Genomic DNA, 13,709 nt, shown 5'->3' on the forward strand with positions numbered 1-13,709 from the left:
CCCCGCTCGCCACCCCACCCCCCCTCCCACCCCGCCCCGCACCCGCCGCGCCCCGCGGCACCCCCCCGCCGCGCCGCGCCCCCCCCCCCCCGCCGCCCCCCGCCCCCCCACCCCCCACCCCCCCCCCCCCCCGTGACCCCCAACCCCGGCTTTGTCCAGGACTTACTTAGGCAACGCGGTCCAGCAGCCACTGGGTCAGCAGGCCGACCGGGCGACCGGTAGCCATGCCGCGCTTGCCTTCATCGCTGGCGACGCCGGCGATATCCAGGTGCGCCCAGCGCTGGCCTTCGGTGAAGCGCGACAGGAAGCAGCCAGCGGTGATGGCACCGGCCCAGCGGCCGCCGATGTTGTAGACGTCGGCGAAGCTGGAATCCAGCATGCCCTGGTACTCGTCCCACAGCGGCAGGCGCCAGGCGCGGTCGAACACGTTCTCGCCGGCGGCGGTCAGTTCGTTGGCCAGGTCGTCATGCTTGCTCATCAGGCCGGCGGTCTGGTGGCCCAGGGCCACCATGCAGGCGCCGGTCAGCGTGGCAACGTCGATCAGTGCGGCCGGCTCGAAGCGCTGCGCATAGGTCAGCGCGTCACACAGGATCAGACGGCCTTCGGCGTCGGTATTGCCCACTTCGATGGTCTTGCCCGACATCGAGGTGATCACGTCGGACGGACGGTAGGCGTTGCCGTCGATGGCGTTCTCCACTGCCGGGACGACCACCACCAGGTTCAACGGCAATTTGGCCTTGACCGTGGCGACGAAGGTGCCGATGACGTTGGCGCCACCGCACATGTCGTACTTCATTTCCTCGATGCCACCCTGGGTCTTCAGGTTGACGCCGCCGGTGTCGAAGGTGATGCCCTTGCCGACCAGCACGTAGGGCTTGGCGTCACCGCCATTGCTCCACTTCAGCACCACCAGCTTCGGGCGGTTGGCCGAGCCACGGGCGACGGCCAACAGCGAGCCCATGCCCAGCGCTTCCATCTGCGCCTCGTCCAGGATCTCGGCTTCGGCGCCGTCGTGCTCGGCGGCGAATTTGACCGAGGATTCAGCCAGATAGGCCGGGGTGCAGTAGTTCGGCGGCAGGTTGCCCAGCTCGCGGGCGTATTCCACGCCGGCGGCAATGGCCTGGCCCTGCAGCAGCGCGGTTTCGTCGCTGCTGGCGATGGCCAGCGACTCCAGGCCCGGGGCTTCCGGCTTCTTCTTGCCCAGGGTGGCGGTATAGCGGTAGCTGGCGTGGTTGGCGGTGATCACGGCCTGACGGACGTTCCAGGCGGCATCGCGACCAGCAACTTCCAGTTCGTTCAGGGTGAACAGCGCGCTGCGGGTATTGCCGCTCTTCAGGGCGCGGGCGGCGTCGCCGGCAGCCTTCAGGTACTGCACCACGCCGAACTTGGCCGGGTCGCCCAGGCCAACCACCAGCACGCGGGCGGCGCTGACGCCGGCCAGATCGTGCAGCAGGGTGGTGTTGCCGGTCTTGCCGCCAACATCGCCGCGCTCGACCAGGGCGGCCAGACGGCCGCCAGACGCTGCGTCCAGGGCCTGTGCGGCCGGGGTCAGCGACTTGTCAGAGAAGGCGCCAACAATGACGCAATCCACCTCGGCGGAGACCGGGGCGGCGTGGTTCAGGGTGAATTCCAGAGACATTGATCAGATTCCGTTGCCAAATCCGTACAATCGCAGGCTGTATACGCAAGGCCACCGAGGCCGGGCGTTCTGCGGACTAAACCGAGAGTTTAAACCACCGACCCTATGGCGAAGCTTGACCGCTACCTTCTGAGTGACTTCCTCCAGAGTTTTCTGGCCACTTTGACCGTACTTCTGGTAGTCAGCATGGGTGGTGTGCTGGTCGACATTCTCGGCCGTATCGCCGATGGCCGCATCCCGGCCGGCCTGATGCTGTCCCAGCTGGGCCTGCAATTCATCGTCTACCTGCCCATCATCCTGCCCCTCGCGCTGATGCTGGGGCTGGCCCTGTCGATCGCGCGGCTGTACCGCGATTCAGAAATGGCGGTGTTGACCGGTGTTGGCGTCGGTCCCAAGCGCCTGCTCAAGCCGATCCTGCTGTTGACGGTGCCGGTGGTGGCGCTGGTTGCGGGCTGCTCGCTGTGGTTGGGCCCCTGGGCCGACCGCAACGCGGAGCGGATGCTGCAGGAAGCCAGTCGCAGCATGGTTGTGGCCGGGCTGGAGCCGGGCCAGTTCACCCCGTTGGCTGGTGGCGGCATTGTCTACCTGTCGTCTTTGACGGGCGACGGCACCAAGATGGGCAAGGTGTTCATGCAGCGTCAGAAGGAAGGGCGTATCGACGTGGTATCGGCAAACAGTGGCGCGATGTTCTTCGAAGGCGAACGCCAGCGCTACCTGCGGCTGGAGGACGGCTACCGGGTCGAAGGCCCGGAGAGCGGAACCCTGGACTACCGGCTGATGCGCTATGCGCGCAATGAAGTTGCCTTGCCGGACCGCGAGGAAGTACGCGACCAGAATGACCCGGAAATGCTGACCACCGGCCAGTTGCTCGGCGATGACCGGCCGGAGGCCAAGGCGCAGTTGCACTGGCGCATCACCCCGCCGCTGCTGGCGCTGGCATTTGCCCTGCTGACCCTGCCGCTGGCGCGCAGCGCGCCGCGCCAGCAGCGTTATGGCCGCATCATGGTCGCGTTCCTCGCTTACACCGTGGGCGTGAGCCTGAGCATTCTTGGCCGCCAGTGGCTGGCCGCGGGCAAGCTGCCGGTCGATGCCGGCATGTGGTGGTTGACCCTGCCGTTGCTGTTGCTGGCCCTGTGGCTGTACTTCCGTGATGGGCGCTTGAGTCGCCGCCGTGCGGGAGCAAAGGCATGAGGTTGCTGCCGCGGATTCATGACGTCTATGTAGGCCGTACCGTGCTGCTCACGGTGCTGGTGGTGTGGATGGTGCTGCTGGGCCTGGACGCGATCATGGCCTTGTCCGGCGAGGCCGGGAAGATCGGCCAGGGCCATTACAGCTTCGGCCATGCTCTGGCGTGGGTGGCATATACCCTGCCGCGTCGTGCCTACACACTGTTTCCGATGGCTGCGGTGATTGGCGCGCTGATGGGCCTGGGCCAGCTGGCGGCGACCTCCGAGTTGACTGCGCTGCGGGCGATTGGCCTGTCGCGGCGGCGGATTGCGGTATCGGTGGCGATTGCGCTGTCGCTGCTGACCGCGTTGATGGTGGTCAATGGCGAAACCCTGGCGCCCTGGGCACAGGGCCGCGCCGATGCCTTGAAGGCCAGCGCCCGTTTCAATACCGATATGGCCACGGCCCGCTATTCGGGCCTGTGGGCGCGTGAAGGCGATACATTCCTCAATGCGTTGACCGGCGAAGAGCAGCTCAGCGCCGACGGTCAGTCGACCTTGCTGCTGCATGACGTGCGCCTGTACCAGCTGGGCGAAGACGGGCGCCTGTTGAGCCTGACCTATGCCAAGACCGCACGTCACGACAGCCAGGGCTGGGTGTTGGAAAGCGTGCGTCGCGATACCTTCGGCGAACGCTCGGTCGCGCGCCAGGAGCTGCCCAGCGAAAAGTGGGCCTCACAGTTGGATGCCTCTGCGCTGGCTTCCGGCCTGGCCAAGCCGCGCAACCTTGGTGTCGGTGAGCTCAAAACCAGCATCGACTACCGCAAGCGCAATGGCCTGGACGCGCGTGAGTACGAAGACACCTACTGGGGGCGCTGGTTTTACCCCTTGAATGTGCTGGCTCTGTGCCTGGCCGCGGTGCCGTTTGCCTTTGGTTCGCTGCGCAGCGGCGGCATGGGCAAGCGCCTGTTCCTGGGCATGTTGTTCGCGCTGGGTTTCCTGCTGTTGCAGATGTTCTTCGGGCGCATGGCCGGCGCGCTGAAGTTCGACTACCGCATTGCTTATGCCTTGCCGCCGTTGCTGATGCTGGGTATCTCCGCCTGGTTGTCACGACGACGGGTTGGGTAGTGCGGGGTAGAGCCGAGCCATGCTCGGCTGAGGCTTGCCCGTACCGGCGGCTTGCCGAGAATGGCTGGGCACTACATCTCGGCAATGATGGTAAAGCCCCTGCCGAGCATGGCTCGGCACTACAGTTTCGTCAGCCTTGTGCCGCTCAGGCGGTCGTGCAGGGTCAGGCGCTCGCGGTCGAACAGCGCCCAGACGAAGCCGAAACCAGCCAATAGCAGCGACAGCGTGGCGAGTGCGTAGCGCTTCCACAGCTGCACCCGGCTGGGGGCTTGCCCGTCAGCGCTCTGCAGGCGCAGCCGCCACGGGCGCATGCCCAGGGTCTGCCCGCCGCGCTTCCAGCTCTCGGTGGCATAGAGGCCGGCAATCAACCAGCAGCTCAGCCATAGCAGCCATTGCAGTGCGCTGAAGGGATGGATGTTGTCGCGGCTGGCATGGCCGGCCAGGGTGTAGCCGACGGTGAACAAAGCCGACACCAGCATCCATAGCGCCAACACCGGCCACAGGTCGTAGAACAGCGCGGCCAGGCGGCGCAGCAGCAACGCGGAAGGGCGGGGCGTTTCGGCAAGGGCAGGTGGGTTCATGTGCCGAGCATACGGTCTGTGCCGGCACGCGTGCATGGGCAGTCGTGGAAGCAGGGCTTATCCTTGCGTCGATGTCCGCGTCCCTGACTCCCGCCGAACGCCGCCAACTGGTACAGCAACTGCCGCCGTTGCGTGATGCCGATGACCGTGTTATCCAGCGTTTCCTGGACGCGATCTGGGCCGAGAACGGCTTGGCCCGGGCTTCGCTGGAGAGTTATCGGCGCGACCTTGAAGGCTTGTCGCGCTGGCGCGACGGCGCCAGCGACGGCCTGGCCGGGATTGATCGTGCGGGCCTGTTTGATTACCTGGCCTGGCGCACCCGCCACGGCTGGACCGCGCGCAGCAATGCCCGCCTGCTGTCGGTGCTGCGCGCCTTCTTCGCGCAGGCATTGAAGCGCGGGGAGCGCAGTGAAGACCCTGCGGCACTGCTGGAGTCGCCCAAGTTGCCACGCTCGCTGCCCAAGGCCTTGGCAGAGAGTCAGGTCGAGGCGCTGTTGGCAGCGCCAGATACGGAAAGCCCGGTCGGCCTGCGTGATCGCGCGATGCTGGAGCTGATGTACGCCGCTGGCCTGCGCGTCAGTGAGCTGGTCAACCTGCCGGCCAATGCGGTCAATCTGCGCCAGGGGGTGCTGCGGGTGACCGGCAAGGGCAGCAAGGAGCGGTTGGTGCCCTTGGGCGAGGAATCGCAGTACTGGCTGGAGCGCTATCTGGCCACGGCGCGGCCGCAGCTTACCGGAGGCAAGCCGGTTGCGGCCACGTTGGCGGGGCAGGTGCCATTGTTTGTCGACATCGACCGTACCCCATTGAGCCGGCAGCAGTTCTGGGCCCTGGTGAAGGCCAGCGCGGCGGTGGCCGGCATCGATCCGGGCAAGATCAGCCCGCACGGCTTGCGGCACAGCTTCGCCACCCATCTGCTCAACCACGGCGCCGACCTGCGCGCGCTGCAGATGCTGCTTGGCCACAGCTCGCTGTCCACCACCCAGATCTACACCCTGGTTGCCCGTGAACACCTGCAGAAGCTGCATCGCAAGCACCATCCGCGGGGGTGAAGTTATATGGTTTGTTTGAAAGCGGACAGCGAAGAGCCAACCCTTCCCCAACCCTCCCCTACGCCTTCGGCGCAAGGGAGGGGGCAGAGGCATGGCCCTGCGCTTTTGGCGCAAGGGAGGGGCAGAGGCTTACCCCGGCGTCAGGGAGCAAAGGCGTAGTGCCGAGCCATGCTCGGCAGGGGCTCTCCCAGCGAAGCCCGTAGGAGCGGCGTTAGCCGCGAAGCAGAGGGGGTGTCAGGTTGCGGTTGATGCCTGTGCTCAGGGATGGAGGGCTTCGCGGCTTACGCCGCTCCTACAAGCCGGGGCCGCTCCCACGCCGATTCGGGCGGTGTGCGAGAATCCGGCTGTTCTCTTTCGATGGGTCGTCATGTTCCGATTTGCCATTGCCGCGCTATTCGGCGCGCTCAGCCTTACTGCCTGCGCGCAACAGCCCGCAGCTCCCAAAGCCGCTGCCAGTGCCGCTGCCTCCCCGGCTGATGCCGCAGTCGAAAAGCAGGTACGCGACGCGCTCAAGGAGCTGGATCCCAACCTCAAGCCGGAGTACATCGGCGCGGCACCGTTCGCGGGTTTCCGTGAGGTGCTGGTGTCCGGGCAGGTGCTGTACGTGACCGATGACGGCCGTTATCTGCTGCAGGGCACGCCCTACGACATCGAGAAGAAGGGCCAGGCCACCAGCCCCGGCCTGCTGGCTTACCGTCGCAATCTGCTGCAGACGCTGCCGCATGCGGACCGCATCGTGTTTGCACCGCCAAATGCCAAGCACACCATCAGCGTGTTCACGGATATCGAGTGCGGCTACTGTCGCAAGCTGCACCAGGATATCGCCGAGCTGAACCGCAACGGCATCGCCGTCGAATACCTCGCGTTCCCGCGCATGGGCCTGGCCAGCAAGGACGCAACCGACATGATCTCGGTCTGGTGTGCCAGCGACCGCAAGGCCGCGTTGACTGCTGCCAAGTCCGGCCAGCCGGTACCGTCCAGGAATTGCACCAACCCGGTGGCCATGCAGTACAACCTTGGCCAGCAGCTGGGTATCAACGGTACCCCGGCGATCTTTGCCGCCGATGGCAGCCAGCTTGGTGGCTACCTGCCGCCGGCACAGCTGAAGGCCACGCTGGATCGCCTGGAAGGTGGCGGCAGCCGCTGATAGCCACGCGCGAGAAGGCTTGAACAGACAACGCCCCTCCCGGTAACGCGAGGGGCGTTGTGTTTTTGGCAGTTGCTTACTTCAGGCCGTTGCTGACGCTGTTGACCAATGTGCCTTGGGGGTCGTCACCGCTGAACTCCCAGAAGAACGCGCCGCCCAGCCCCTGGGCTTTGACGTAGGTCATCTTGCGGCCGAGCATTTCCGGCGTGTCGACGCTCCAGAAGGTGTTGCCGTCATACAGCCACGTCGCCTGCGCAATCGGGTCGGTATGCACCGGCCAACCGAGGTTCTTCAGCACCTTCCAGTCCTCGATGCCGGCCTCGAACCTGCCGCTTGCCGGCCGCCCGCTCTGGTACAGGCCGTTGTTGGTTCGTGCCACGCCCGTCCAGCCGCGGCCATAGAAGCCGACGCCGATATTCAGCTTGGCGGCCGGGACGCCGCGTTGCAGGTAGGCCTCGATGGCGTCGTTGCTGTTGTACAGGGCAGCGTCGCCGGTTGAAGGATCTGCCGGGGAGTGGAACAGGGCGGTGTGGTGATTGGTGGTGCCGGCCCAGGCGCCATGGAAGTCGTAGGTCATCACATTGATGAAATCCAGGTGGCGGTGATAAGCGGCCGGGTCGGTGGGGCGGATCTTGTCGATGCCTGCACCCACGGCCACGGTCAGCAGCAGGCCGGGACGCACGGCATCCAGCTGGCGGCGGAATTCGGCCAGCAGGGCGGTGAAGTTGTCGCGGTCGGCGGGTGTGCCGCAGCCCAGGCCGCAGGCGGCCGGGTACTCCCAATCGATGTCGATGCCATCGAACACGCCTGCAGCTACCCCTTTGCCACCGGCATGGTCGGTGAACGGCAGATTGCCCTTGATGTAGGCGTCAATGCAGGAGGCGACAAAGGCCTGGCGGTTCTCCGGGCGTGCGGCACTGGAGAAACCGCGTGACCAGGTCCAGCCGCCGAGCGAAATCAGCGTCTTGAGCTGTGGGTATTTGGCCTTGAGCTGCTTGAGCTGGTTCCAGTTGCCGCGCAGCGGCTGGTTCCATTGGTCGGCGACACCGCTGACGCTTTCGCTGGCGCCAAAGCTGCGGGTGTAATCGGCATAGGCGTCGCCGCCCGCGCCGCTGGCCGGATCAGCGGCCTGGGTGATGCCAACCTCGCAGCGGTTGTTGCGGACGTTGCCGAAGGCGTAGTTGATATGGGTCAGGTGCGCCGCCGAACCGCTGCTGTGGATGTTCTTGACGCGGTAGTTGCGGCCGTAGATGCCCCATTGGGTGAAGTAACCGATCACCCGCTTGCCGCTGGCGCCTGGAGTGCCGGGCCCGCCTGGTTTTCCTGGATCGGTGCCGCCGCCGGTGTCCTCGGTCAAGGTGCTGGCGCTGACAATGGCGCTGAGCGGGGAGGCGTTGCCGGTCTTGTCGCGGGCACGCACGGCATAGCGATAGGTGGTGGCCGGGGTCAGCGCGGTGTCGGCATGCTGGCTGCTGGCAGTCGAAGCGACCTGCGTGCCGTCCCGGTACAGGTCATAGGCGGCGATGCCGCTGCCACCGGGGTTGTCGCTGGCAGCATTCCAGCGCAACGCAATGCTGGTCGGGGTGCGCGCTTCTACGCGGAGCCCGTCCGGGATCGAGGGAGCGGTGCTGTCCTTGTCCGGAGCGGTGACCGTCACGTTGACCGTGGCCGAGGTGGTACTGGCACCGCGGTCATCGGTGGCGATGGCGCTGAGCAGATGGTTGCCGGCTGCGGCGTTGTGCCATGCAAGGCTGTAAGGCGCGCTGCCGACGCTGCCCATGGATTGGCCGTTGCGGAAGAACTCGACCCTGCGGATGCTGCCATCGCTGTCTGTCGCCACTGCGCTGAAGGTGATGCTGCTGCCGGCACTGAAGGTGCTGCCTGCACTGGGTGAGGTCAGGCGGACCTGCGGCGGCTGGTTGGCTGCTGGTGCGCCGTCATCACAGCGGCCCAGATTGTCGTAGTAGCGGCGGCCTGCAGGGTGGTCCGGTGGTGCGTTCCAGATGGTCTGGCGTGCCTGGTACAGCGTGCCGCTTTTCTGCAGCTGGTTGCCGGGCTGGTAGATCGTGGTTCCCAGCCAGGGTTTCACCCCTGCACAGTTGGCGGCCTGGGCTGCCGGTACGACGCTGCCGGCCGCAAACACCAGGGCCAGGGCCCGGCCCAGCCGCGGCCTGCGGGCGAGCTGGCAGGTATATCGGGGCCGGAAAGGGCCTGTGGGATGGTCCGTCATGGTGGGTCTCCTTCTTTGGTGGGGCGATGGTTGTGCGTTGTTCCGGGGCACGCCTTCGGCGGGGCGGGCGCGGCTGCGCCCGGCCTTGGGACGAGGAAAATGCTTGCTGGGCCCGGATCTGGGCCGTTGCACCAGCACGCAGGTGCCGGTCGAATGAGGATAACGTTGTCAAAAAAGGCGGCACGGTTTGGCCTGCGCAGCTGACTGTCGGTGTGAACCGCGTCATCCCTGAGGACTTCCGGTAGTCGGGCTGCTGAGGCTTGGGGCGGCCGAGTCCGGTACAATCGCGGGCCGATTCCCACCATGGTCTCCCGGACATGATCGTCCTCGAGGGCGCAGCTGCCCTTTCGCCGTTCCGCCGCGAACGTCTTGAATCCCGCCTGCAGTCCATTGCCGCCGATCTGCGCATCACCGGTGCCTGGCACGTCTATTTCACCCAGGCTGCCGATGCCGGCGCGGTCGACCAGACCACGCTGGGCCGCATCCTGCAGGGTCAGCCACAGGCTGCAGAGCGCGCCGATGGCGCAATCTCGCGCTATGTGGTGCCGCGCCTGGGCACGCTGTCGCCGTGGTCAAGCAAGGCCACCGAGCTGGTACGCGGCGCCGGTCTGCCAATCCAGCGCGTTGAACGCGGTACCCGCATCGACCTGAGCGGCTGGCCGTCCGATCCGGCGCAACAGGCCGCACTGGCCAAGCTGCTGCACGATCCGATGACCCAGTCGCTGCTGGAAGACATCGACCAGGCCCAGGCGCTGTTCGCCAACGTCGGCCGCGGCACTCTGGAGCGCATCGCCCTGGACGATCTGGAAGGCGCCAACAAGCGCCTCGGTCTGGCCCTGGCCGATGACGAGATCGATTACCTGCGCCAGCGTTACAGCGAACTCGGCCGTGATCCGTCCGACGTCGAACTGATGATGTTCGCGCAGGCCAATTCCGAGCATTGCCGGCACAAGATCTTCAATGCCAGCTGGACCATCGATGGCAACGAGCAGGACCGCTCGCTGTTCAAGATGATCAAGAACACCCACCAGCAGACCCCGCAGCACACGCTCAGCGCGTACAGCGACAATGCTGCGGTGATCGAAGGCGAACCGGCTGCGCGTTATCGCCCGGACCCGGCCACCGGCAAGTACCGCAGCGAAGCGGTGGTGCCCAGCGCCTTCCAGATCAAGGTGGAAACGCATAACCATCCGACCGCGATCGCGCCGTTCCCGGGCGCCGCGACCGGTGCTGGTGGCGAAATCCGCGACGAAGGTGCAACTGGCCGTGGCGGCAAGCCCAAGGCCGGCCTGACCGGTTTCTCGGTCTCGCACCTGCGCATCCCGACCCTGCCGCAGCCGTGGGAAGCGCCGCGCGCGCTGAACCCGCGCATGGCACCGGCCCTGGACATCATGCTGGACGGCCCGCTGGGCGGCGCTGCATTCAACAACGAATTCGGCCGCCCGAACCTGCTGGGTTATTTCCGAAGCTTCGAGCTGGCGGAAGACGGCATCACCCGCGCCTACGACAAGCCGATCATGTTGGCCGGTGGCCTGGGCGCGATTGATCGCGCGCAGGTTGAAAAGCTGCAGCTGCAGGCGGGCGACGCGGTGATCGTGCTCGGCGGCCCGGCCATGCTGATCGGCCTGGGTGGCGGCGCGGCGTCGTCGGTGGCCTCGGGCGAAAGCGCCGAAGACCTCGACTTCGCCAGTGTGCAGCGCGACAACCCGGAAATGGAACGCCGCTGCCAGGAAGTGATCGATCGTTGCGTGGCCATGGGCACGAACAACCCGATCAAGTTCTTCCACGACGTCGGCGCTGGCGGCCTGTCCAACGCCATCCCCGAACTGCTGCACGACTCCAAGGTTGGCGGCGTGATCGACCTGGGCAAGGTGCCCACCGACGATCCTTCGCTGTCGCCGCTGGAACTGTGGTGCAACGAATCGCAGGAACGCTATGTGCTTGGCGTGGCGCAGGAGCGCCTGGCCGAGTTCGCCGCCATCTGTGCGCGCGAGCGCTGCCCGTTCGCCGCCGTCGGCGTTGCAACGGCTGAGGAACATCTGGTCGTGGCCTATGGCGCCACCCCGGGCAACACCCCGGACGATGCACCGATCGACCTGCCAATGGACGTGCTGTTCGGCAAGGCACCGAAGATGCACCGCGACACCGTGCATCCGCCGGCACCGCGCTGGCCGTCGCTGAAGACCGCCGGCATCGACCTGCATGACGCCGGTCTGCGTGTGCTTGCACACCCGACCGTGGCTTCGAAGAGCTTCCTGGTCACCATCGGTGACCGCAGCGTGGGTGGTCTGACCGCGCGCGAGCAGATGATCGGCCCGTGGCAGCTGCCGATGGCGGATGTTGCAATCACCCTGGCTGGGTTTGACACCTACGCCGGCGAAGCGATGTCGCTGGGCGAGCGTACGCCGCTGGCACTGTTGAACGCCGCTGCATCGGCACGCATGGCGGTGGGTGAAGCCATCACCAACCTGTGTGCCGCACCGGTGACCGCGCTGGATACGGTCAAGCTGTCGGCCAACTGGATGGCCGCCTGCGGCCACAACGGCGAAGACGCGCTGCTGTACGACGCCGTCAAGGCCGTCGGCATGGAGCTGTGCCCGCAGCTGGATATCAGCATCCCGGTGGGCAAGGACTCGCTGTCGATGCAGGCGCAGTGGCAGGCCGATGGCCAGCCCGAGAAGTCGGTGTCGCCGGTATCGCTGGTGATCACCGCGTTCGCCCCGGTCAGCGATGCCCGACAGCAGCTCACCCCGCTGCTCGACCGCGAAACCGAAAGCGAGTTGTGGTTGATTGGCCTGGGCGCTGGCAAGCAGCGTCTGGGCGGTTCGATCCTGGCGCAGACCCAGGCCGATCACAGCGCGCTGCCGGCATTCGCCGGTGATGTGCCGGATCTGGATGACCCGCAGCGGCTGCGTGCATTCTTTGAATTGATCCGTGATGCACGTGAGTCGGGCCTGTTGCTGGCCTACCACGACCGCAGCGACGGCGGCGCGTTCGCCGCACTGTGCGAAATGGCATTCGCCTCGCGCATGGGCCTGGACATCGTGCTCGATGCCTGGGGCGATGATCCGTTCCGCAGCCTGTTCAACGAAGAACTGGGTGCCGTGGTGCAGATCGCCAAGGAAGACCGCGCTGCGTTCGCCGACCTGGTCGAACGCCACGCGCTGACCGAATGCGCACAGCGCATCGCTCGCCCGACCACCGCACCAGTGGTGCGCGTGCAGCTGGCCGGCGACAGCGTGGTGGAATGGCGCTGGGAAGAATTGTTCGATGCCTGGTGGTCGGTGACCCACGCCATGCAGAAGCTGCGTGACAACCCGGATGCGGCTGACCAGGAGCGTGCGATTGCACGCAACTTCAACGCCCCGGGCCTGAAGCCGAAGCTGGCGTTCGATCCGGCCGACGACGTCGCCGCACCGTTCATCGCCAGTGGCGCACGGCCGAAGGTGGCGATCCTGCGCGAGCAGGGCGTCAATGGCCAGATCGAAATGGCCAATATCTTCGAGCGCGTTGGTTTCGACGCCTACGATGTGCACATGAGCGACCTGATCGAAGGCCGCGTGCAGCTGAGCGACTTCCGCGGCATCGCTGCCTGCGGCGGTTTCAGCTACGGCGACGTGCTGGGTGCAGGCCGCGGCTGGGCAACTTCCATCCTCGAACGTCCGGCACTGCGTGAGGCCTTCGCGGCCTTCTTCGCCCGCCCGGATACCTTCGCGCTGGGCGTGTGCAACGGTTGCCAGATGATGAGCCAGCTCAAGGACATCATCCCCGGTGCCGAACACTGGCCTAAGTTCCTGCGCAATGCCGGCGAGCAGTTCGAAGCACGCACCGCATTGTTGGAAGTCGTCGAGTCGCCGTCGATCCTGCTGCGTGGCATGGCCGGCTCGCGCCTGCCGGTGGCCGTGGCACACGGCGAAGGCCGTGCCGAGTTCGACAGCGCGGTGGACCAGGCAGCAGCCAGCATCGCGCTGCGTTACGTCGATGGTGATGGCCGCGTGGCCACCCAGTACCCGCTGAATCCGAACGGTTCGCCGGACGGCATCACCGGCCTGACCACCAGCGATGGCCGCGTCACCATCCTGATGCCGCACCCGGAACGTACCCCGCGCACGGTCAACCTGAGCTGGGCGCCGAGCAGCTGGGGCGAAGATTCGCCGTGGCTGCGGATGTTCCGCAACGCACGGGTATGGTGCGGCTGAGCAGGCAGGAACGCCGATAGGTAGTTTCTGTGCGTAGGAAGTCAAAGAAGCCCGCAGGTCACAGCCTGCGGGCTTTTTCCGTTCTGGGATGTCGTTTTGTGCGTGGATATATGCATCGCTGATGAGAGCGGAACTGCAGGTTCACGGGGGACGTGGATTGTCTGTGTTCGGGGCAGAGCAGTTTTGCTCCCGGTGAATGGTCAATTCGTTCTCGGCTGACCAGACGGTCGGGAATTGAATGCCGCCTGTGTCGGTGAAGGGTGCCAGCAACTTGACGCTTCGGGAGCCTTGCCTGTCCTCTTTCGCGCCCAGAGATGGGCTTGTTGGCGCAACTTGCCTTGCTGCAATGCAACTGTCCGCCGTTCTTTAAGGAAGATGAATCCTTTGCTCCAGAGGAATCGACGGGAGTCGGGAAACGATTGCAGTCCAAGGGTTTCGGCTCCGACGGCGGTCCCTTCGTCGATTGGGATGGATGTCCATGTCTCACTGCTTTCTCGGGACTAGGAGACTGTTTCAAAAGTAAATTTTCGAAGATCTCACCAAATTGAGAGATTTGAGAGATTCATCTCA

At 65.8% G+C, this 13,709-nt stretch carries 8 protein-coding genes; 5 read left to right on the plus strand and 3 right to left on the minus strand.

Annotated features, from left to right (window positions below):
* Nucleotides 1–166: 166 nt before the first annotated feature.
* Nucleotides 167–1,639 carry a leucyl aminopeptidase gene (locus tag AC1VWL_RS06495; RefSeq protein ID WP_481533320.1) on the minus strand — a complete coding sequence of 491 codons (1,473 nt, stop codon included), beginning with the start codon at nucleotides 1,637–1,639 and terminating at the stop codon, nucleotides 167–169.
* A 105-nt stretch (nucleotides 1,640–1,744) separates the two neighbouring features.
* Here AC1VWL_RS06495 and lptF point away from each other — a divergent pair, with 105 nt between their 5' ends.
* The gene (lptF, locus tag AC1VWL_RS06500; RefSeq protein WP_481533321.1) at nucleotides 1,745–2,830 is read left to right on the plus strand and encodes an LPS export ABC transporter permease LptF; all 1,086 of its coding nucleotides are present in this window, start codon (nucleotides 1,745–1,747) and stop codon (nucleotides 2,828–2,830) included.
* Nucleotides 2,827–3,933: an LPS export ABC transporter permease LptG gene (gene lptG, locus AC1VWL_RS06505; protein ID WP_482986158.1), complete on the plus strand. Its 1,107-nt coding sequence runs from the start codon at nucleotides 2,827–2,829 to the stop codon at nucleotides 3,931–3,933. The genes lptF and lptG overlap by 4 nt, the downstream gene beginning before the upstream one ends.
* A gap of 119 nt (nucleotides 3,934–4,052) precedes the next feature.
* Here lptG and AC1VWL_RS06510 read toward each other — a convergent pair whose 3' ends face one another.
* Nucleotides 4,053–4,514, minus strand: a complete 462-nt coding sequence (locus AC1VWL_RS06510; protein WP_482986159.1) for an RDD family protein — start codon at nucleotides 4,512–4,514, stop codon at nucleotides 4,053–4,055.
* A 71-nt stretch (nucleotides 4,515–4,585) separates the two neighbouring features.
* Here AC1VWL_RS06510 and xerD point away from each other — a divergent pair, with 71 nt between their 5' ends.
* Both xerD and AC1VWL_RS06520 read left to right on the plus strand, forming a co-directional pair.
* Nucleotides 4,586–5,563, plus strand: a complete 978-nt coding sequence (gene xerD, locus AC1VWL_RS06515) for a site-specific tyrosine recombinase XerD (RefSeq protein ID WP_482986160.1) — start codon at nucleotides 4,586–4,588, stop codon at nucleotides 5,561–5,563.
* Nucleotides 5,564–5,930: 367 nt separating this feature from the next.
* Entirely contained in the window at nucleotides 5,931–6,710 is a 780-nt protein-coding gene (locus tag AC1VWL_RS06520) for a DsbC family protein (RefSeq protein WP_481533325.1), read from the plus strand.
* A 76-nt stretch (nucleotides 6,711–6,786) separates the two neighbouring features.
* Here AC1VWL_RS06520 and AC1VWL_RS06525 read toward each other — a convergent pair whose 3' ends face one another.
* A complete protein-coding gene (locus AC1VWL_RS06525) occupies nucleotides 6,787–8,940 on the minus strand; it encodes a glycosyl hydrolase family 18 protein (RefSeq protein ID WP_482986161.1) in 2,154 nt (717 codons plus the stop codon).
* A 317-nt stretch (nucleotides 8,941–9,257) separates the two neighbouring features.
* Between AC1VWL_RS06525 and purL the strand changes: the two genes are divergently transcribed.
* A complete protein-coding gene (purL, locus tag AC1VWL_RS06530; RefSeq protein ID WP_482986162.1) occupies nucleotides 9,258–13,139 on the plus strand; it encodes a phosphoribosylformylglycinamidine synthase in 3,882 nt (1,293 codons plus the stop codon).
* Nucleotides 13,140–13,709 lie beyond the last annotated feature (570 nt).

The organism is Stenotrophomonas sp. STEN063 (assembly GCF_056854515.1).

Coding starts and splice junctions, on each gene's coding strand:
- AC1VWL_RS06510 (WP_482986159.1), bottom strand. CDS start 4,514: ATGAACCCACCTGCCCTTGCCGAAACGCCCCGCCCTTCCGCGTTGCTG.
- xerD (WP_482986160.1), top strand. CDS start 4,586: ATGTCCGCGTCCCTGACTCCCGCCGAACGCCGCCAACTGGTACAGCAA.
- AC1VWL_RS06520 (WP_481533325.1), top strand. CDS start 5,931: ATGTTCCGATTTGCCATTGCCGCGCTATTCGGCGCGCTCAGCCTTACT.
- purL (WP_482986162.1), top strand. CDS start 9,258: ATGATCGTCCTCGAGGGCGCAGCTGCCCTTTCGCCGTTCCGCCGCGAA.
- lptF (WP_481533321.1), top strand. CDS start 1,745: ATGGCGAAGCTTGACCGCTACCTTCTGAGTGACTTCCTCCAGAGTTTT.
- AC1VWL_RS06525 (WP_482986161.1), bottom strand. CDS start 8,940: ATGACGGACCATCCCACAGGCCCTTTCCGGCCCCGATATACCTGCCAG.
- lptG (WP_482986158.1), top strand. CDS start 2,827: ATGAGGTTGCTGCCGCGGATTCATGACGTCTATGTAGGCCGTACCGTG.
- AC1VWL_RS06495 (WP_481533320.1), bottom strand. CDS start 1,639: ATGTCTCTGGAATTCACCCTGAACCACGCCGCCCCGGTCTCCGCCGAG.